At 63.0% G+C, this 20,287-nt stretch carries 18 protein-coding genes; 12 read left to right on the forward strand and 6 right to left on the reverse strand.

Annotated elements, in window-relative coordinates; genetic code table 11:
- Window positions 1-16: 16 nt before the first annotated feature.
- Window positions 17-1,546: an XrtA system polysaccharide chain length determinant gene (locus tag ACK4S9_RS05845; protein WP_409722765.1), complete on the reverse strand. Its 1,530-nt coding sequence runs from the start codon at window positions 1,544-1,546 to the stop codon at window positions 17-19.
- 432 nt (window positions 1,547-1,978) lie between these two features.
- On the opposite strand from ACK4S9_RS05845, the gene ACK4S9_RS05850 reads away from it, so the two are divergent.
- The 10 genes from ACK4S9_RS05850 (at window position 1,979) to pepA (ending at window position 10,128) form a co-directional block, all read left to right on the forward strand.
- Window positions 1,979-2,749, forward strand: a complete 771-nt coding sequence (locus ACK4S9_RS05850) for a serine protease (protein WP_409722768.1) — start codon at window positions 1,979-1,981, stop codon at window positions 2,747-2,749.
- A gap of 153 nt (window positions 2,750-2,902) precedes the next feature.
- Window positions 2,903-3,517 (forward strand): XrtA/PEP-CTERM system exopolysaccharide export protein, encoded by a 615-nt coding sequence (locus tag ACK4S9_RS05855; protein WP_409723038.1) that lies wholly within the window; start codon window positions 2,903-2,905, stop codon window positions 3,515-3,517.
- Window positions 3,518-3,699: 182 nt separating this feature from the next.
- Window positions 3,700-4,251, forward strand: a complete 552-nt coding sequence (locus ACK4S9_RS05860) for a hypothetical protein (RefSeq protein WP_409722771.1) — start codon at window positions 3,700-3,702, stop codon at window positions 4,249-4,251.
- Complete coding sequence (locus ACK4S9_RS05865) at window positions 4,251-4,550, forward strand: HPr-rel-A system PqqD family peptide chaperone (protein ID WP_409722773.1); 300 nt, start codon at window positions 4,251-4,253, stop codon at window positions 4,548-4,550. Before ACK4S9_RS05860 ends, ACK4S9_RS05865 begins: the two co-directional genes overlap by 1 nt.
- Window positions 4,544-5,467: an HprK-related kinase A gene (locus tag ACK4S9_RS05870; RefSeq protein ID WP_409722775.1), complete on the forward strand. Its 924-nt coding sequence runs from the start codon at window positions 4,544-4,546 to the stop codon at window positions 5,465-5,467. The genes ACK4S9_RS05865 and ACK4S9_RS05870 overlap by 7 nt, the downstream gene beginning before the upstream one ends.
- Entirely contained in the window at window positions 5,464-6,558 is a 1,095-nt protein-coding gene (locus ACK4S9_RS05875; protein WP_409722778.1) for a nucleotidyltransferase family protein, read from the forward strand. The genes ACK4S9_RS05870 and ACK4S9_RS05875 overlap by 4 nt, the downstream gene beginning before the upstream one ends.
- A gap of 78 nt (window positions 6,559-6,636) precedes the next feature.
- Window positions 6,637-7,368, forward strand: coding sequence for a GAF domain-containing protein (locus tag ACK4S9_RS05880; RefSeq protein WP_409722781.1), 732 nt, complete (start codon window positions 6,637-6,639; stop codon window positions 7,366-7,368).
- A 213-nt stretch (window positions 7,369-7,581) separates the two neighbouring features.
- On the forward strand, window positions 7,582-8,316 hold the full coding sequence (locus ACK4S9_RS05885; protein ID WP_409722784.1) for an N-acyl amino acid synthase FeeM domain-containing protein: 735 nt from the start codon (window positions 7,582-7,584) through the stop codon (window positions 8,314-8,316).
- A 21-nt stretch (window positions 8,317-8,337) separates the two neighbouring features.
- Complete coding sequence (locus ACK4S9_RS05890) at window positions 8,338-9,105, forward strand: class I SAM-dependent methyltransferase (protein ID WP_409722787.1); 768 nt, start codon at window positions 8,338-8,340, stop codon at window positions 9,103-9,105.
- Window positions 9,106-9,276: 171 nt separating this feature from the next.
- Window positions 9,277-10,128, forward strand: coding sequence for a flocculation-associated PEP-CTERM protein PepA (gene pepA, locus ACK4S9_RS05895; protein WP_409723041.1), 852 nt, complete (start codon window positions 9,277-9,279; stop codon window positions 10,126-10,128).
- 103 nt (window positions 10,129-10,231) lie between these two features.
- Here the strand turns inward: pepA and ACK4S9_RS05900 are convergent, their stop codons facing one another.
- From ACK4S9_RS05900 to ACK4S9_RS05915, 4 genes are all read right to left on the reverse strand, one after another.
- On the reverse strand, window positions 10,232-11,113 hold the full coding sequence (locus ACK4S9_RS05900) for a ThiF family adenylyltransferase (protein WP_409722789.1): 882 nt from the start codon (window positions 11,111-11,113) through the stop codon (window positions 10,232-10,234).
- An 84-nt stretch (window positions 11,114-11,197) separates the two neighbouring features.
- A complete protein-coding gene (locus ACK4S9_RS05905) occupies window positions 11,198-11,863 on the reverse strand; it encodes an N-acyl amino acid synthase FeeM domain-containing protein (RefSeq protein WP_409722792.1) in 666 nt (221 codons plus the stop codon).
- Window positions 11,864-12,160: 297 nt separating this feature from the next.
- Window positions 12,161-14,938: an XrtA/PEP-CTERM system TPR-repeat protein PrsT gene (gene prsT / locus ACK4S9_RS05910; protein WP_409722794.1), complete on the reverse strand. Its 2,778-nt coding sequence runs from the start codon at window positions 14,936-14,938 to the stop codon at window positions 12,161-12,163.
- 171 nt (window positions 14,939-15,109) lie between these two features.
- Window positions 15,110-15,424: a hypothetical protein gene (locus tag ACK4S9_RS05915; RefSeq protein WP_409722797.1), complete on the reverse strand. Its 315-nt coding sequence runs from the start codon at window positions 15,422-15,424 to the stop codon at window positions 15,110-15,112.
- Between the two features lie 133 nt (window positions 15,425-15,557).
- Here ACK4S9_RS05915 and ACK4S9_RS05920 point away from each other — a divergent pair, with 133 nt between their 5' ends.
- A complete protein-coding gene (locus tag ACK4S9_RS05920) occupies window positions 15,558-15,827 on the forward strand; it encodes a MoaD/ThiS family protein (RefSeq protein WP_409722800.1) in 270 nt (89 codons plus the stop codon).
- Between the two features lie 2 nt (window positions 15,828-15,829).
- A complete protein-coding gene (locus ACK4S9_RS05925; RefSeq protein WP_409722802.1) occupies window positions 15,830-16,918 on the forward strand; it encodes an exo-alpha-sialidase in 1,089 nt (362 codons plus the stop codon).
- A gap of 40 nt (window positions 16,919-16,958) precedes the next feature.
- Here the strand turns inward: ACK4S9_RS05925 and icmF are convergent, their stop codons facing one another.
- Window positions 16,959-20,246 (reverse strand): fused isobutyryl-CoA mutase/GTPase IcmF, encoded by a 3,288-nt coding sequence (icmF, locus tag ACK4S9_RS05930; RefSeq protein ID WP_409722805.1) that lies wholly within the window; start codon window positions 20,244-20,246, stop codon window positions 16,959-16,961.
- Between the last annotated feature and the right edge of the window lie 41 nt (window positions 20,247-20,287).

The raw sequence follows: 20,287 nt of genomic DNA on the forward strand, positions 1-20,287 counted from the left end.
TCTGCTCCTTGATCGGTTACGCGCCCGGGCGGACCAGGATGGCGGTCACGCCGGCGCCGTAGATGGCCAGCAGCAGCGCCACGGCGGCGCCCAGCGCAACCAGGCGGCGCTTGCGGCGGACGGTCTGTTGTTCGGTCCAGTTCATGCTGATCGAGCCGAGGATCGGCAGGCCGGTCACCTCGCGCAGGTTGCTCTGGCTCAGGAAGGTCGGACGCAGCTGGCTCATCAGGAAGGCCGAGGCCAGGCCGGCGACCAGCGCGCCGACGAACACCAGCGAGAACAAGCGCAGGCGGGGCGGGCCGGACGGCAGCAACGGCGCGGTCGGCGGGTCGATCACCCGGAAGGTCAGCATGTCGGTGGCGGAAGACAGGTCGCCCGACAGCTTGGCCGACTCGCGGCGTTGGACCAGTTGCTGGTAGTTCTCGCGGTTGACTGTGTAGTCGCGGTTGAGCTGGGCCAGCTGGGCCTCGACCTCGGGCGCCTGGCTGCTCTGGGCGCGCAGGCGCGCCACGCGTGCCGTGTATTCGCCGACGCGTGCCTGCAGCGAGGCCACGCGCGCTTCGGCTTCCGACAGCGCCACGTTCATCTGCTGCAGCATCGGGCTGTAGCCGGCGCCCGGATCGGCGCTCGGCTTGCGGTTCTTGGCCAGGTCCTTCTTGCGTGCGATCAACTGCTCGAGCAGGCGGGCGTTGGCGATGATGTCCGGGTGCGCTTCGGTGTACTGGGTGCGCAGGCCGTCCAGGGTCTTGGTGACGTCGGCGATGCGCGCTTCGAGTTCCGGATCGGTGACCGGCAGCGGCGCGGTCTCGCCCGGGGCCGCTTCGCCGGCGATGCGGCGGCGGATCGCGTTGCGCGCCTGCTCGGCTTCGGCCAGTTCAAGGCGCGCCGTGTTCAGCGCTTCGCTGGCGGCCAGCATGCGCGAACCGAAGTCGCCGCCTTCCGAAGGCAGCATGCCCAGGTTGCGAATCTTGAATTCCTTCAGGCTGTTCTCGGCCGCCGCCAGTTTTTCCTCGTAGTTGCGGATCTGGTCGTCGATGAACTGGACCGCCTTCTCGGAATCCTGCTTCTTGCCGCCGAAGCTGCCTTCGACGAAGATGGTCAGCAGCGCCTGCACCACGTCCTTGCCCAGTTTCGCGTCGGGGGCGGTGTAGCTGATGGTATAGATGTCGTCGCGCTCGGTGCCGCCGATCTTGATCTTCTCCATCAGTTCCTCGACCATCGCGTCGTGTTCCTTGGCGTTCTTGGCCTTGACGTCGAGGTCGACATCGCGCATGACCTTTTCCACGTTCGGACGGCTGATCAGGGTGCGGCGCATGTACAGCACCTGCTGGTCGAGGTTCGGCAGCGTGGTCATGCCCGACAGCAGGGGCTTGAGGATGCTTTGGGTATCGACGTAGACGCGCGCCGAGACTTCGTACTGGTTGGGCAGTTTCAGGACCACCACCCAGCCTGCGATGGCCACGGCCCAGGTAATGAAGACCGCGTGCCAGCGGTACTTCCCGATTGCTTTAAGGAAGTTAAGGATTGCGGCTGTGATATCTGCCATGTCGTGGATTCTCGCCTAAGAGATTGCCTTTGATTTGGCAAGCTCATCAATCAATAAAAGTGTCAAATAGTCTGCATGATCGCTTGTTGACTGAGCAATTGCAATTGCGGGTCGGAAAAATAGGCGGCGGACACGACAAAAATGATGGTCCATGCAACACAAATTCCGAACCGCAACAAACATTTGACGGCTTTTCCATGAATTTGGCGCTAAAAAGTTACGTAATAGTAACATTTTGCCGTGGAAATGCTGTCGGCTGGTTCACTTCATTGCCACACCATCCCTCGGCTCGCGTACACTCATGGCCGTTTCTTTAATGAAAATTGCCCTGTGTCAAATACGTATTTTAATGTCGGAAAGACAAAAATGCCCACACGATTGATTCTTGTTCGAAACCTTATTGGAGGGGTCCAAACGGCCCGGAGGACGGCGTTGAAACTGGTCCAGCGCACCCTCGTCCTGGCCGCCGCCACGGCTGTTGTGGGACTGCCGGCCAAGGCCCAGAACCTGCCTCGTACGGTGGCGCAGATCAAGCCTTCGGTGGTCGGGGTCGGCACGCTGCTCAAAACCCGCCAGCCTGCCGTCGTGTTCGTCGGCACCGGTTTCGTCGTCGGCGATGGCTTGAGCATCATTACCAATGCTCACGTCATCCCGAAGCAGCTGGACGAGGCGCGCAAGGAAGAGCTCGGAATCGTGATCGGCGGCGAGGGCGCGTCCGCCAGCTTCCGTCCGGCCCGCCTGGTGGCGCTGGACGCGGAACACGACCTGGCCCACCTGCGCCTGTCCGGCGCGCCGTTGGCCCCGTTGGCGCTGGCCGGCGACGACAGCGTGGCCGAAGGGCAGGAACTGGCGTTCACCGGCTACCCGCTAGGCATGCGCCTGGGTCTGCATGCGGCGACCCATCGCGCGCTGCTGGCTGCAATCACGCCGGTGGTGCGGCCCTCGCTGAATTCGCGCCAGCTCGATGCGCGCGCGATCGCCCAGCTGCAGCGCTCGCCCTTCCGGATCTTCCAGCTCGACGGCACCGCCTACCCCGGCAATAGCGGCAGCCCGCTGTTCCGGCCCGACGACGGCAGCGTGGTCGGGGTGATCAACATGGTGTTCCTGAAGGGCTTGAGGGAAAGCGCAGTGTCCGACCCGAGCGGCATCACCTACGCGATCCCGGTGCGCCACGTGCGCGAACTGTTGCAGCGACCGCACTAGGACCGGTCGGGAAGCGGCAGGCGCGCCACAAGTATTTCAATTGTGCAGGTGTTGCCGAAGTGCTATGGTATAGAATTATGCTCAACAATATTGCATGCATGTCGCAACCGACCGGCGCCATGCCAACCCGAGGATTTTGACGTGAGCACGAACATGACCCCCAAGATCAAGCGCGCGGCCCAGGCTGTCGCGATCAGCTGCCTGTTCATCCTGGGCGGCTGCGCCAGCACCCTGCCGGCGCTGCCTGCGACCGAAGCGGTGAACCCGGAATACCTGATCGGTCCGGGCGATGCGATCAATATCATCGTCTGGCGCAATCCGGAAGTGTCGATGTCGGTGCCGGTGCGCCCGGACGGCAAGATCACCACGCCGCTGGTGGAAGACCTGCCGGCCGCCGGCAAGACCTCGACCCAACTGGCACGCGACATCGAAGCCGCGCTCGCCAAGTTCATCCAGCAGCCGGTCGTCACCGTGGTGGTCACCAACTTCGTCGGCGGCTATGGCGAACAGATCCGCGTGATCGGCCAGGCGGCGCGTCCGCAAGCCCTGCCGTATCGCAAGGACATGTCGCTGATGGACGTCCTGATCGCTGTCGGCGGCGTGACCGAATTCGCAGCCGGCAACCGCGCCAGCGTCATCCGTACCGTGGACGGCAAGCAGCAGAAATACGGGGTGCGCCTCGACGACCTGATCAAGGACGGCGACATCTCGGCCAATATGACGATGCGTCCGGGCGACGTGTTGGTCATCCCGGAAAGCTTCTTCTGATCCTGTCGAAAAATCTGACACAGCGCTCGGAAATCTCGCTAGACTGGATGCGTAAAGGATGAGCAGTCCGCGCTATGCGCTTGTTTTACAGCGAGTTTCAGCGCAAATAATGCAGCACGGCATGTTTCTTGCTTGACCGAAATGAGCCGTTGGGGCAAACCATCAATGTGAGGATAGACACCGTGTCCACCGAAGACCAAGCAGGGCGCGCCGAGCAGGCCGTGCCCATGACCCCGCAAGGCGCGGCGCGTCGTCGCCTGGCCAAGGCCGGGCTCGGTGCGGCCGGCGTGCTGTGGACCACCCAGGCCAGCGCTACCCGGATGTGTGTTTCGGCATCGGCCGCACTCTCCGGCGACCTGGCCAGCAGGAATCCAAGCGCCGTGAGTTGCCAGGGCAGGTCGCCAGGCTACTGGAAGAACCATGGCGGTTGGCCGGTTTCCAGCGACACCTTGTTCGGCAGCGTTTTCAGCTGCTCCGAGTGGAATGGGGGTACCTATGGCTCGGCAAGCTTGCTGGAGCTGGTGAGGGGCTGCAAGTTCGACAAGCACAATTTTGGCAAGCACCTGGTGGCGACCTACCTGAACGTGAAGCAGGGTTGGATTAGCTATCTCTCTGAGCGTACCCTGCAGCAAATGTGGGCTGAGCTTCAGAGCACCGGCCATTACCAGCCAGCAAAAGGCGTCTTTTGGGATGTCGAAACGACCAAGAAATATCTCGAGTCGACTCAGGGTTGATGTTGCAGTCTGATGTTGTAGGCCAGGCATGGCGCTTGATGCGCGGGCAGGCGCTCGCTTACCGCCGCTGGGACGACGAGACCGTGCTGTACAACGACCTGTCCGGCGCTACCCACCTACTGGGGCAGGCAGCGCTGTGCGTGCTCGAGGCCCTGCGCCATGGCCCCACTGCCACTACCGCGCTAGCGTCCAGGTTGTGTGCCGAATTTGACATCGACGGCGAGGTCCTTGAAGACGAACTGAAGACCCTGCTAGGCGAACTCGCGCACCTCAGCCTGATCGAGCCCTGCCCATGCTGAGCTTGGCCAGCCTCGGCCGCGTGGAGATGCTGCGCCGCCTTGCCCTGTCCGGGCCCGGCCTGGTGCTGCGCACCGGACCCTTCCGCAGCCGCATCCGTACCGACATTGCGCACCTGGCCGATGCGATCGCGCTGCTGTACGCCGACCATCCGGTCGAGGGCGAGGACGGCTTCGCCGATTTCCAGCTCAGCTTCCGCCGCTCGGGCGGCCTGCGCCGCTGGTACCGTCCGCAGGTGCGCTTCGACGCGGACGGCCGGGTGCCTTTCCGGCCGCTGCCGCTGGACCAGGCCTTCCCGATGTTCGAATGGGTGATGAACTGGTGTGTCTCGCACCACGCGCACGGCTACTTGATCATCCATGCCGCCGTGCTCCAGCGCGGCAACGCGGGCGTGATCCTGCCGGCGCCGCCGGGTTCCGGCAAGAGCACCCTGTGCGCGGCCCTGGCCAGCCGCGGCTGGCGCCTGCTGTCGGACGAGCTGACCCTGGTCAGGCCACAGGACCTGGCGCTGCAGCCGCTGGCACGCCCGGTCAGCCTCAAGAATGCGTCGATCGGCGTGCTGCGCAGCTATGCCCCGGACGCCCTGTTCGGCCCCGAGGTCCATGGCACTACCAAGGGCACCATCGCCCACATGGGGGCGCCGCGCGCCAGCATCGCCGCCGCCGCCGAACCGGCGCGTGCGACCCATGTCGTGTTCCCGAGGTACGAAGCCGGTGCGCCGGCCAGCCTGGCGCCCTTGCCGAAAGCGCGCCTGTTCACCGGCCTGGTCGACAACGCCTTCAATTATGCGGTGCTGGGGGCGCAGGGATTCGACGTCCTCGGCCGCCTGGTCGAGGGCTGCAGCGGCTACACGTTCAGCTATGGCCGCCTCGACGATGCCATGGCCGTGTTCGACGGTTTCGCGGACGGTCCGGCGTGAAGGGGCTGCCGCTGCTGGTCGAGGTCCTGCGCGATCCGGCGCGGGTCGGCGGGCTCGGCCTGGCCGAGTGGGATCTGCTGCTGCGCCAGGCGGCGAATGCCGGCCTGGCCGCCTCCCTGGGAGCCAGCCTTGCCGACGCAGGCCTGTTGGCGTCGGTGCCGCCGGCCGCGCGCCGGCACCTCGAGTGGGCCGAGGTGACGCTGCAGGCGCACCGGCGCACCGTGCGCTTCGAGGTGGACCAGATCCGGCGCGCCCTGGCCGGCCTCGGCCTGCCGCTCATCCTGCTGAAGGGGGCGGCCTATGTGCTGGCCGGACTGCCGCCGGCGCAAGGCCGTATTTTTTCCGACGTCGACATCCTGGTGCCGAAGGAGCGCATCGGCGAAGTCGAGGCGGCGCTGATGCTGCACGGCTGGGCCACCGTCAAGCAAGACCCTTACGACCAGCGCTACTACCGCGAATGGATGCACGAACTGCCGCCGATGGAGCACGTCCAGCGCGGCAGCGCCCTCGACGTGCACCACGCCATCCTGCCCGAAACCGCCCGTGCGCGCCCGGATCCGGCCCTGCTGCGCGCGGCGGCGCAACCGGTTCCCGGCAGCGACGAACTGTGGATACTGGGGCCGCACGACCTGGTGCTGCACAGTGCGGTGCACCTGTTTTCCGAGAGCGAAACGGAACACGGCCTGCGCGACCTGCTCGACCTGCACCGGCTGCTGCTGCACTTTGGCACGGCGCCCTGCTTCTGGGAGGGATTGGCGGCGCGTGCCGTCCAGCTGCAACTGGCGCGGCCGCTGTTCTATGCGCTGCGCTATTGCAGCCGGCTGCTGGCGACCCCGGTGCCGGCGGCGACCCTGGCCGCGGCCGAGGCTGCCGGCCGGCCTTCCACACTCCTGCTGGCCCTGATGGACAGTATCTTCCTGCGCATGCTGGTGCCACAGCATCCAAGCTGTGCCGACGGCTTGAGCCCGCTGGCACGGGGTGCACTCTACCTGCGCGGCAATTGGCTGCGCATGCCGCCGCTGATGCTGGCACGTCACTTGTTTCACAAGGCATTCATCTCACCCCGGACTTCCACTGGCGAGCAAGTTTGACAACAAGTGTGGTTTCAATTGCATGAAATTAATGAAATGTGTTGAAATCGGTCTAACTCATCCTTGCTCGAGGAAAGCATGCAGGCAGCGTCCATTCCCCTGATCCGTTTGCAAGCCTTGCAGCAAGCATTGGCATGCAGCCCGGAGCAGGACAGCCTCCAGGACCAGGTCGCGCTCGCGGCCGGCCAGATCGGCGCGGCAAGCTGTTCGCTCATGCTGCTGGGGAGCAAGGGGGAAGGCGAGTCGCGCATGAGCATCCATGCCCACCATGGCCCCTTGCCCAATGCCGCACTGCAGGCCGCCATCCGGCGTGGCGAAGGCATTTCTGGCCGGGTATTGGAAAGCGGGAGCGCACTGCTGGTCGCGGACATCCGGGCGTCGGAATTCGCCTCGTTTGCATGGCGCGGGACGGCACTGGGATGCAGCTTCGTCTGCGCGCCGGTCCATGTGGAGGGACGCATCGTCGGGGTCATCAATGCCGCCAACGGCAAGGACAGTCCTCCCTTCGACGAAGCGGCATTGTGCCTGCTCCAGTTGATTGCCTCGTTCCTGGGCAGGTATCTGGAAATACATCACTTGCGCCGCCTGCTCGGTTCACGCTTCGCCCAGTTGGCGCTGCTGCAGGAAAGCGCCGAGGAGCAGCCCGGTATGGACAGGCTGGCTTACCATCACCCTGAACAGGTCGCCAAGATCCTGGCACGTTCGTTTTTCCGTGAAATGCATCGTGCCGGCTTCGGTTCGCCCCAGATCCTGGCGGCGGCTTCCGAACTCATCGGCCAGCTCCATCGCGACATTCAACGGGACCATTGAGCTACGCAAAACCTGTCTGCGTGTCGGTGATCTCCAACAATATCGATCCAGGTGCACATCTCCACCATGCAAAGGGGTGGAGCAGGGGCATGCTGTTCGATATGATGAAGATAAAATTCTGTAGAACAATTTGTTGCTAATTTAGAATTTCGGGTGCTATGATATGAGGCAGTCCCGGCTGCGGCACGCGTCAATTCCGCCAGGAGAGTACACATGTTCGACACCGTCACGACAGAATCGGTCAGCCTTGGCAGCATTGCTGACAACGGGGAAGATGCATACTCATCAAGCATCGTCGATGTCACCATCAACGAAAGCGTATTCGGCATCCGCGCCGCCGACGTCGACGAACAGCGCAGTTCCGCCAGTATGCTCATCAGCAAGATGTACGCATGGCGCGGCTACGGCGGCAACCACCAGATCGGCAATGACCCGAACCGGATCACCCTGACCGCATCGAACAAGGATGGCGGCGTCATCGGCACACTCAGCCTCAACCTCGATTCCGAGGTAGGTCTGCTAGCCGACCAGGTGTTCCGGGACCATATCGATCCCTACCGTGCCCAAGGCAAGGTGTGCGAGCTCATCAAGCTGGCCTTCGACCCGTCGGTCAAGTCCAAGGCCGTGCTGGCCTCGCTGTTTCATGTGGCCTTTATCTATGCCAGGGACTTGCACAAGTGCAGCGATATTTTTATTGAAGTCAATCCGCGCCATCGTCGCTTCTATGAAGTGATGCTCGACTTCCAGGTAGAGTGCGCATCGCGGCCGAATCCACGCGTCGACGCGCCGGCCGTCTTGTTGCGGGGGCATATCGCCCGCGGTACCCAGCGCATTGCCGAGGTGGCGGGAAAGGGAGACCACGCGGTCGGCGATCGTTCCCTGTTTCCCTATTTCTTTTCCTTGCGCGAAGAGGCCGGCATTATTGCGCGCTTGAAACGCATTGGCTGATACCTCTTCTGCCCGGGGTAGTTGAACAAAATCCTGCGTGCCAGACATCTGCAGCTTGCTCCCAGCTGCAGAAGTCCCTATATTCACTTTCTTCTCTTCACCATCTCACAGCAAGGAACGCCCATGACGATCGGTAAAACCCGGGATGAAATCGCCGAAGCCTATTCATCCGAGCCCTGGTGGTACGACATCCGCGGATTCTTCATCCTCACGTTTGCTTACAACAGCACGATCGGCACCCAGATGCGCTTCTTCGGCCCGAATTTCGGACCCGATCACCTGGAAGTCGCCTGCGGCACGGGCACGCTGCTGGAAATGATTCTCAACTGGCGCCGCCGCCGCAAGCTGCCAAAGGTAAACGTGGTCGGCATCGACTATGCGCCTTCGATGCTGGCTGGCGCCAAGAAGCGTTTCGCCAAGGATTCCCAGGTGAAGGTCCAGCATGCCGACGCGGCCGACCTGCCTTTCCCGAGCGACCATTTTGATACGGCCAACATCGCCAATTCGATCCATTGCTTCCCGACCGTCGATGGGGCCTTGCGCGACATCCTGCGCGTGCTGAAGCCGGGCGGGACCCTGGCGGCCAATGTGCTGCTGTATCCGAGCGGCTTTGCACCTCTGCGCTGGGCCGCCCAGAAGATCAATGACTGGGGCATCAAGAAGGGCATCCTCTACAGTCCGTTCCGCGAAGAGGACATTCGCCAGAAGATCCTGGATGCCGGTTACGAGATCGCATCGGAATTCAAATCCGGGAACACCTGGAATGTGGTGGCACGCAAGCCGGCCTGAAGTGCTCAAAAACTGTCGGTTTTTTTTACAGATCTCTGCAGCAGAAGTTAATGTTCTTTGTAAGTCATTGAAAACAAAGAAAAATTAATTCTGGCACGGTCTTTGCTAAATACCTGGTGTAAGTTCAGACCCACTTAGGAGATCAAAATGAAGGCAATGTTGTCGAAAAAGATGATTGCAGTTGCGATTGCAGCAATGTCCCTGTCCGCAACTGCTGCGGCCCAATCCACTCCAGCCCCAGTCGATCAGCCTTTCCCGGATTTCAAGGTCACCCGTCCGGGTACTAACCTGACTTTTACCGCCGACAAGATCCTCGGCCAGTACACCGAGCGTGCAACTTTCAATGCGGACGGCACCTTCGACGTCACGCTGCTGTGGACTGCCAGCCAGTTCGTTCGCAATGATGGTAATGACCCTGTGGCGAACAGCGCTACCGGCCTGACCAACGCCTACGGCCTGTACGCAACCTACCGCGCGTCCGGCACTTTCATGCCGACCGGCAACGGCCAGACCCGTTTCGTCTTCACTCCAGGCACCGGCAGCTTCAACCTGTTCCTGGACGCTAACAACGATACGCTGGCCGATCCGCTCGATCCGGACGCCGCCGTGCGCTACACCACGCCGGGCACCGGCACCGGGTCCTTCGGTTTCGATTCCGCCTATACCGGTGACGACATCGAACTGGCATTCGGCGTGGCCGTGGCTGGTGAAGGCAACCTGAACCCGGCCCTGAGCACCTGCGGCAACAGCAACCCGGGCGCCATCAACTGCGGTAGCTTCGGTTCGACCACCAGCTTCACCCTGACCGATGCTGGCAAGGGTTTCTTCGTCGACCCGCGTCCGTTCTACAACCTGTCCTTCCAGGCAGGTCAGCTGAACAATTTCGCACCGGTCGGTGACGTGCTGATCAACGGTTCGCTGGACGTCGTCTTCGGCGTGCCGGAACCGACCTCGCTGGGCCTGCTGGGCCTGGGTCTGCTGGGTCTGGGCGCAGCCGCCAACCGCCGCAAGAAAGCAAAATAATCCGTGTGAAGAACCCGGCGTGCCGGGTTCAAAAACATTGCCTAAAAAAATGCCGTTCAGTTCATACTGAACGGCATTTTTTTAGGCTTCCGGAGAAGCCTGCTTACTCGGCTGACGCTGTCCTCATTTTCCCGAACTGACGCTTGCCGATCGCGATCGCCAGTTTCTGAATCGGATGGCGATTGCCGCCCGGACGCCAAGTCTGTTTGAGCTTGTTGCGATAGGCATCGAACTGCATGCCATGCGGCGCTGCCAGCACCTTGCCGCGGCCAAGCAGGATCTTCAGCGCTTCGGTGCCAACGATGCCGGCGCACAGCTGGCAGGCCATGAAGGTCGAGGGGCCGCGCTGCTCGTAGAAACTCACCGCCTCCGGCATCACGAGGTAGGGCCGGTGCAACCCGGCCGGCGCCAGGCCGATGGCGAAACGGATCGCCTTGTCGATGTCCGGCAAGTCACCCCACTGGAAATACTCTTCGAAGGTCATCTGGCCCGGCATGAAGTTCAGCAGGGCGGCGCCCATGCCCAGTGGCGCCGCCGTGGTGGCCGGCACGCCCAGTTGCGCGCACCTGGCAAAAGTCTGGCGGCGCGCATCGAAGGCGAAGAAATCGAGGCCGTCGACATACAGGTCGGCATCGCCCAGGAAATCGTCGAGATTGGCGGCGTCGACGCCGTTCGAAAATACCCGGATGTCGACTTCGGGATTGATGTCGCGCGCCATGCGCTCCAGGACTTCGGCTTTCGGCTCGCCCAGGGTGGACATCATGGCGCCCACCTGGCGGTTGAAATTCGGGATGTCGAAGCGATCGAAATCGGCGATGTTGAATTTCGAAATACCGAGACGCGTCAATGTCAGCAGGTGGACGCCCCCGACGCCGCCGATACCGGCGATCGCCACGCGCTTGTTGCGCAGTCGTTGTTGTTCTTCGGGGGTGAGCCAGCCAATATTGCGCGCAAAAGCCTGCTCGTAGCGAAACGGATTTTTCATCGTGGAACGGAATAGTTGACGGAAAGCGCCGCGGCCGCGCATGCGCGCGGCCGGCCTTGTCGATACAGGTACCGCTATATTGCGTTATGAAGAAATATGGTGCTCATCCATACGCAACAGGCGGTTGATAATACCGCGTTCCTCGCGGGGGGAAAAGAAATACGGATAGAGCGAGCGCTCCGCATTGCCTGCAGGCGTATCGAAGGTTCCGCCCAAGCGTTCGACCTGTTCGGTCACGTAATCGAGGCTCAGGTGCATCAGGTAAGCCGGGGCATTCACGCGCGGATTGATTTTCAATTCCCCCTGCTGGCGGAAACCGAGCATCCGCTCGTAAAAGCGGCGGTGGCGCGGATTGATTTCGATGACGACGTCGGTGCAGTCGTACAGGTCGCGCGCGTAGATGAGCGCCAAATGAAATACGTTAGCCAGGGGAACTCTGGAGCGCTCCGAGAGGTCAAACGCTAGCTTGGTGCATTCACACAGCCGTGCGCCACGCGCGCGGTGCTCATCAAGAATGTCCTTGAATAATTCATCCGCCATCAGGCCGAGATCCGAATCGATGCCAATGGTCACCGTGCCGACGACTTCCCCCTTGTCGGTGGCGGTCAGGGTCACGCGATTATGCTCATCGAGGACATGGCGCGAACCGGTATACCCGCGACGGGCATACATGCGTTTCACGAGCATGCTGGCCGAATTACGGCCCTCAGCAGTATCCGGTAGACGAATTCCGTACGAATCGTCGTTCACGATAAAACATCCTCGAAAGTAGAGGCTGCCATAGTATCGCGACTGACATATATCGCGCGTTCGCTAGGCGAGCAGCCAATGATACCTGGGCCGATTGAGGAACAGGACAGCGCCATCCCATGCCGAACATGCGGCATGCGATGGTTCAGGAAAGCCCGAGATTGTTGGCATGCCACGTCCTTGCATCGAGGCGTGGCTTATATGCGATCTGCCCCGTTTCCGTTCACCGGGGTGGTTCCGCAACGTTGTTGGCGCAGCGGAACCGGAACCGCGTTTGATATTAATATATTATCAAATTTATAGGGTCTTGAGCAATGCGCGCGCGGCATCAATTTCACTGAAAGGCGTATTCTGGGCGAGTGCCTTGTCGATTTCCTTACGCGCTCCCTGCTTGTCGCCGGATTTATGCAGGGCGACGCCCAGGTGATAACGGATTTCCGGCGCATTCGGCGCTTTCTCGACAGCCTGCTTCAGCAGCGGCAGCGCGCGCGCGGTGTCTCCCTTTTCCACCAGCAGCCAGCCCAGGGTATCCATCACGCCCGGATGGTTGCTCGCCAGTTTGTAGGCTTGCTCCGCCGTTGCCAGCGCGCGTGGATCTTTTTCCTGCTGATAGGCCCACGCCAGGTTGTTCAGCACTTGCGCATTGTTCGGCGCCGCCTTGAGGGCGCGCTCGAGCACCGGGATCGCCTGCTTGTATTCCTTGTTGCCCAGGCTGATTTCGGCCACCATCAGGCCGACACGCACGTCGTTCGGGTGCTGGTTCAGCCACTGCATGCCGCGCGCACTGGCTTCCTTGCCCTTGCCGGCCAGATTCATCGCCTGCATCGTCTTCAGCAGCAGGTCAGGCGAGCTGGACAGCGACTGGGCCTTTTCGAAGGCCGCCACCGCCTGCGCCGGTTTCTTTTGCGCCAGCATCACGTCGCCCTCGAGCATGTAGCCGGCCGGCGACTTGGGATCGCGTTGCTGCAGGTCGCGCGTGACCTGCAATGCCTCGTCCGGACGGCCTGCGCGCAGCGCCATATCGATCTGGGCCAGGCGGGCCGGAACGAAGTTCGGTTCCAGCTCGACCGCGCGCTTGAGGTGGGCGGCGGCCGAGGCCTCGTTCTTCATGGCCGAGTACACGCCGGCCAGGCGCAGCTGCGCCACCGCCGCCTTCGGCATGACGTTCACCAGCTTGCCATAGGTTTCCAGGGCGCCTGCCGTGTCCTTGGTCGCCATTTGTGACTGGCCCAGCATTTCAAGCAGGCCGCCATGCGTCGGGTTGGCAGGCTGCAGCTTGCGTGCCAGGGCCAGGGCCTTCGGCGCCTGGTTGGTACGGAGGTAATGCATGCCCAGGTTGATAGCCGGCGCCACCGCGTCCGGATTGGCGTTGCTGGCTTTCTCAAGCCAGCTCGTGACCTCGTCCGGACGGTTCTGCACCAGGGCCAGTTCGGCCAGCGCCGTCATGGCGTCTACATTGTTCTTGTCTTTTTCCAGTACTTTCAGGAAGCGGCCCTTGGCCGCATCCGGCTGTTTCGCCTGAATGTCCAGCCGCGCCAGGTTGGCGACGGCGGGCAGGAAGGTCGGCTGCAGTGCCACTGCCTTGTCCCAGGCGGCGCGTGCGTTGGCGCTGTCCCCCTTGGCCTGGTAGACCTGGCCTTTCAAGTTCTGCACCTGCGGGCTGTCCGGCTGCTGCTTCTCGAGGGACGCAAGCGTCTGCAGGGCCTTGTCGAACTGCTTCAGGCCCATGTGCGTCTGGATCAGGGCGACACTGGCCTCGGCCGATTTGGGGTCGAGCGTGGCAGCCAGTTCAAGTTCCTGCAGGCCGCGCGTCTGGTCGCCCTGGGCCAGTTTCGAGATACCCAGCGAGGTGCGCACACCGGCTGCCTTGGGCGCCAGTTCGGCCGCCTTTTCCAGGTAACCGCTGGCCTTGCTGAAATCACGCACCTGCATGTAGGACTGGCCGGCCAGAGCCAGCAGTTGCGCATCCTGGGTCCCGTCTTTCAGCGCCGGCGCCAGCGTTGCGGCTGCATCGGCCGGCTGGCTGCTCTTGAGCAGGGTCTGGGCCAGCAGCTTGCGCGCATAGAGATTCTCTGGATTGCTCTCGAGATACTTGCGCAGGTGCTGTTCGGCTTGTTGCACTGCGCCGAGGTTCATCTCGGAGGCACCGGCCAGCAACAGCGTCGGCATGTGGTTCGGCGCCACTTTCAGGATCTTTTGCAGCGATTCCTGGGCAACGGAATATTTTCCTTGCGAGAATTCGTAGAGGGCACGGACATAGACCACCAACAGGTTGCCCGGCGCCGCTTTCTCGGCGCCTTCCACTGCAATCTTAGCGGCTGGGAACTTGCCGCGGCCGATCTCGACGTAAGCCTTTTCGATATAGGCATCACGGTCGTTCGGCTTGAGCTTGAGGGCTTCGTCATATGCCGCGATGGCCTCGTCAGCCTTGTTGTTCATGCGCAGCATGCTGCCTTGCGCCATCCAGACGTCCGGATTCTTCGGGTCCTTGGCCAGCGCCTCGGCCAGCAGGCGTTCCGCGCCCGCCCGGTCATCGTTCAGCAGGGCATGGCGTGCCAGGCCGAGGAAGGCGGCGCCCAGGTTCGGATCGATGGCCAGCGCGGCTTCGAACGCGGTCTTGGCGTCGTCCGGCTTGCCGGTCACCAGGAGGGCGTCGCCACGCAGGGCCAGCAGCGGTGCCGAGCCCTTGGCTTGGTCGGCAGAAATGTCCTCCAGCAATTCCTTGGCGCGGCCCTGCAGCATGTTCGCCTTGCCCAGCAGCGGCAAGACACGGCCGGCATCGGCGCCGAGCGAGCGGGCCTTGCGCAGTTCCTTCTCGGCCGAGACGGCGTCGCCCGTTTGCAGGTGCATCATGCCCAGCTGGAGACGCGCTTCCGCATCCTCGGGGCTCTTGGCCACCGCGTTCTTCAGCTGGATCGTCGCCGCCTTGATGTCGCCCTTCTGTTGATACTGCTTGGCTTCGGCCAGCAGTGTCTCGGTCGACTGGTTATTGCTGCAGGCGGACAAACCCGCCATCAGAAAGGCGCTGGAAAGAACTGCGGCGGAAAGCTTGAGCTTGGAGGCGTGACGCGGCATAGGAATTCCTTGTGGGTTGTCTGGCGTTCGCATGTTGGTGCGAAGAATTAACTCGACAACAATAATACATGATGGAATCCTGTGCCAACGCAACAAGGATGATACATTGTTGCAAAAAATTCCTGATTGTTTCTCTCAAAAAATATACCGTTGGATGGGTGGTACAAAGCCCTATTCCGGCGCCTCTCCTTTGCGCAGGCGGCCCAGCAAGGCCTCGACATTGTCGCCCACGGGAAGGCCGTGACGGCGCAGCAGCTGGACATGCAGCACCAGGTTCTCGAGCACCAGCTTGGCCGATACGGCCAACAGCGTCATCAAGCGGTCTTCGGTGCTGAAGCTTTCCATTGCGGCTGCCATTTCACACAGGTGGGTGGCCACCAGCGCGCGCAGCTCGTCCTCGGGAAAGGGAAGGTCGGCGAAGTCGATCGGGTCTTCCTGTTCGACTTCGGCCATCAGGGCGGCAAGTTGCTCGGGCTGGATTGGCATGCAGGAACTCCATGGATAGGCGTCAGTCCATTCTAGGCCAGCCGGGGATGCGGGGTCCACGGAATTGACAGGTGCGTTGCCCGCCGGGCAGGCATAGAATGACGTTTCACATACGAAACTATGGGTGCAGGCGATGGCACTGCTGTTCTTCACTCAGCAACTGGCGCGCTTTACCAGCGTGCCTCAGGTCGAGACCTCGGCAGGCGCACTGCGCGCCGCTCTGGAAGATGCCTTTGCCATCAATCCGCTGCTGCGCGGCTACGTGCTCGACGACCAGGGCCGGCTACGCGCCAACGTGAGCATCTTTATCGACGGCCGACGCTGCCATGATCCGGCGCGCCTGGACGACCCCTTACGGCCCGGCAGCCAGGTCTATGTGCTGCAGGCACTTTCCGGAGGCTGAACATGAGCGAGCGTGCGTACCTGTCGACCCGCAAGGGACTGTTCGAATTGCGCAAGGAAGCTGGCCGTTGGGACTTCGGTCCGGTCCACTTCCTCGGCGAACCGGTGTCGATGGCGCTGCCGGACCCGCGCGACGGCAGCCTGTATGCGGCCCTGAACCTGGGCCATTTCGGCGTCAAGCTGCACCGCCGCCGTCCTGGCGCCGAAACCTGGACCGAGCTGCCCGCCCCAAGCTACCCGCCCAAGCCGGAGGAGTCCGACGACAAGACCGATTGGAACAACCGCATGGTCTGGGCGCTGGAGGCCGGTCACGCCGGCCAGCCCGGCCAATTGTGGGCGGGGACGCTGCCCGGCGGCCTGTTCGGCTCGCGCGATCACGGCGATTCCTGGCAACTGGTGCGTCCGCTGTGGGACGCGCCGCAGCGGTCCAACTGGTTCGGTGGCGGTTACGACGTGCCCGGCATCCACAGCATCAGCGTCGACCCGCGCGACGCCCGGCAACTGCTGGTCGGCGTCTCCTGCGGCGGCGCCTGGCGCAGCGAGGACGGTGGCGCCAGCTGGACCGTCAGTTCGACCGGCATGCGCGCCGACTACATGCCGCCCGAGATGAACGAGAACGAGGAAATCCAGGATCCGCACCGCATCGTGCGCTGTCCGGGGCAGCCGGACGTGCTCTGGTGCCAGCACCACAACGGCATGTGGCGCTCGCAGGATGGCGGGCGGCGCTGGCAGGAGATCACGGCGGCGCCGCTGTCGCGCTTCGGCTTCGCGGTGGCGGCCCATCCGATGGATGGCGACACCGCCTGGTTCGTCCCGCTGGAGGCGGACCAGCGCCGCATCCCGGTCGGCGCCGCAATGGCGGTGCTGCGCACGCGCGACGGCGGCAAGAGCTTCGAAGTACTGCGCCATGGCCTGCCGCAGGAGCATTGCTACGACCTGGTGTACCGCCACGGGCTGGCGGTGAGCAGCGACGGCCATACTCTCCTGATGGGGTCGACGACGGGCGGGGTGTGGATCTCGGAAAACGGCGGCGACAGCTGGCGGACCTTGTCTACCACGCTGCCGCCGGTGTATGCGGTGAGTTTCGGATAAGCCACCGTGCGCCGCCCGGAGACCCGGGCGGCGAAATGCCTTACATATTGCGGCGGTATTGCCCGCCCACTTCAAACAGCGCGGTCGTGATCTGGCCCAGCGAGCAGACGCGCACGGCGTCCATCAGCTTGGCGAACACGTTCTCGTTGTCGATCGCGGCCTGCTGCAGCGCGGCCAGGGCGGCCGGCGCCTTATCGGCGTTCCGCTGGTGGAAGGCTTCCAGGCGGGTCAGCTGCGACTGCTTTTCATCGTCGGTCGAACGGGCCAGTTCGATCGTCGCCGGGGCGCCGGCGCCGTTCGGGTTGCGGAAGGTGTTCACGCCGATGATCGGCAGCGAGCCGTCGTGCTTCTTGTGCTCGTACAGCATCGACTCTTCCTGGATCTTGCCGCGCTGGTAGCCGGTCTCCATCGCGCCCAGCACGCCGCCGCGCTCGGCGATGCGCTCGAACTCCTGCATCACCTGTTCTTCGACCAGGTCGGTCAGTTCGTCGATGATGAAGGCGCCCTGGTTCGGGTTCTCGTTCTTCGCCAGGCCCCATTCGCGGTTGATGATCAGCTGGATCGCCAGTGCGCGGCGGACCGATTCGTCGGTCGGCGTCGTGATTGCTTCGTCGTAGGCGTTGGTATGCAGCGAGTTGCAGTTGTCGTAGATCGCAATCAAGGCCTGCAGCGTGGTGCGGATGTCGTTGAAGTCGATTTCCTGCGCGTGCAGCGAGCGGCCCGAAGTCTGGATGTGGTACTTCAGCTTCTGGCTGCGCTCGTTGGCGCCGTATTTGTCGCGCATCGCCACGGCCCAGATGCGGCGCGCCACGCGGCCCAGCACCGTGTATTCCGGGTCCATGCCGTTCGAGAAGAAGAAGGACAGATTTGGGGCGAAGTCGTCGATGTGCATGCCGCGCGCCAGGTACGCTTCGACAAACGTGAAACCGTTCGACAGCGTGAAGGCCAGCTGCGAGATCGGGTTCGCACCCGCTTCGGCGATGTGGTAGCCCGAGATCGACACCGAGTAGAAGTTGCGCACCTGGTGGTGCACGAAATACTCCTGGATGTCGCCCATGACCTTCAGCGAGAACTCGGTGCTGAAGATACAGGTGTTCTGGCCCTGGTCTTCCTTCAGGATGTCGGCCTGCACGGTGCCGCGCACGTTCATCAGGACCCAGTCCTTGATCTTCTGGGCTTCGTCGTCGGTCGGCTGGCGGCCGTTGTCTGCCACGAACTTGTCGATCTGCTGGTCGATGGCGGTGTTCATGAACATCGCCAGGATGGTCGGGGCCGGGCCGTTGATGGTCATCGAGACCGAGGTCGACGGGCTGCACAGATCAAAACCGTCGTACAGCACCTTCATGTCGTCCAGGGTCGCGATCGAGACGCCCGAGTTGCCGACCTTGCCGTAGATGTCCGGGCGCAGCGCCGGGTCGGCGCCGTACAGGGTCACCGAGTCGAAGGCGGTCGACAGTCGTTTTGCTTCCATGCCGGTCGACACGAGCTTGAAACGTTTGTTTGTGCGGAAGGCGTCGCCTTCGCCCGCGAACATGCGGGTCGGGTCTTCGCCTTCGCGTTTGAAAGCGAACACGCCGGCGGTGTAGGGGAAGGAGCCCGGCACGTTTTCCAGCATCAGGAAGCGCAGGATCTCGCCGTGGTCCTCGAACTTGGGCAGCGCCACCTTGCGGATCGGGTTGCCCGACAAGGTCTTTTGCACCAGGCGGGTGCGGATTTCCTTGTCGCGGATTTTCACGACGTAGTCGTCGCCCGCGTAGGCGGCCTGCATGTCCGGCCACATGGCCAGCAGCTTCTTGGCGCTGCCTTCCATGGCGTTGTCACGCTCGGTGATCAGGTCGTCCAATACCACGTCGCGGTTGGCGGCGGCCAGCATGCGCTTGGTTTCGCTCAGCTGCTGGCGCTCGCGCGCCAGTTGCACCTGCTTCTTGACGTTGCGGTGGTAGCCGCGCACGGTGTCGGCGATCTCGGCCAGGTAACGGGCGCGGCTAGGGGGCACGATCACGTTCTTGCCGCTCGAGTACTTCTGCGAAGGAGCGGCCAGCTTGCTTGGCTCCACCTGCAGGCCCAGCTCCGCCAGCTTCGGCAGCAGGCCGTGGTACAGGGCGGTGACGCCGTCGTCGTTGAAGCGCGACGCCTGGGTGCCGTAGACCGGCATTTCGTCCGGCTGCTTGCTCCACAGTTCGCGGTTGCGCTGGTACTGCTTGGCGACATCGCGCAGCGCGTCCTGGGCGCCCTTGCGGTCGAATTTATTAATGGCGATGAAGTCGGCGAAGTCGAGCATGTCGATCTTCTCGAGCTGCGAAGCGGCGCCGAATTCCGGGGTCATCACGTACATCGAGGTGTCGACGTGCGGCACGATGGCGGCGTCGCCCTGGCCGATGCCCGAGGTCTCGACGATCACCAGGTCGAAGCCGGCCACCTTGCAGGCCGCGATCACGCTAGGGAGGGCCTGCGAGATCTCGGAACCGGCTTCGCGGGTGGCGAGCGAGCGCATGAACACGCGCGCCTGGCCGTTCCAGGGATTGATCGCGTTCATGCGGATGCGGTCGCCCAGCAGGGCGCCGCCCGATTTGCGGCGCGACGGGTCGATCGAGATGACGGCGATGTTGAGGCGGTCGCCCTGGTCGAGGCGGATGCGGCGGATCAGTTCATCGGTCAGCGAGGACTTGCCCGCGCCGCCGGTGCCGGTGATGCCGAGCACCGGCGCCTTGACGCTGCCGGCCGCTTCCATGATCTGCTTGCGCAGGCCTTCGTCGGCCTTGCCGTTTTCCAGCGCCGTGATCAGCTGGGCCAGCGGGCGGTGGCGCGCGGCGATGTCGCCTTGCTTCAATGCGTCCAACGAGGTGGGGGCGTAGGAGGACAAATCGACGTCGCAGCTTTCCAGCATCGAGCGGATCATGCCGACCAGGCCCATGCGCTGGCCGTCTTCCGGGCTGAAGATGCGGGTGACGCCGTAGGCGTGCAGTTCCTCGATTTCGCTCGGGACGATCACACCGCCGCCGCCGCCGAACACCTTGATGTGGGCGCCGCCGCGCTGGCGCAGCAGGTCGATCATGTACTTGAAGTATTCGACGTGGCCGCCCTGGTAGCTCGAAATGGCGATGCCTTGCACGTCTTCGCTGAGTGCCGCGGTGACGACTTCGTCGACCGAGCGGTTGTGGCCAAGGTGGATCACTTCGGCGCCGTTCGACTGCAGGATGCGGCGCATGATGTTGATCGAGGCGTCGTGGCCGTCGAACAGGGAAGCGGCGGTGACGAAGCGCACCTTGTTGGCCAGCTTCGGCTGCTCCGGCAGGTCGAGTTTCGTGGCGGGGGTGATGTCGTTCATGGAGGTGGTCCTTGGATATCGGATGAGGACGGAGTATCTTG

Origin of the sequence: Massilia sp. (genome assembly GCF_046293535.1) — a bacterium.
Taxonomy (GTDB): domain Bacteria; phylum Pseudomonadota; class Gammaproteobacteria; order Burkholderiales; family Burkholderiaceae_D; genus Telluria.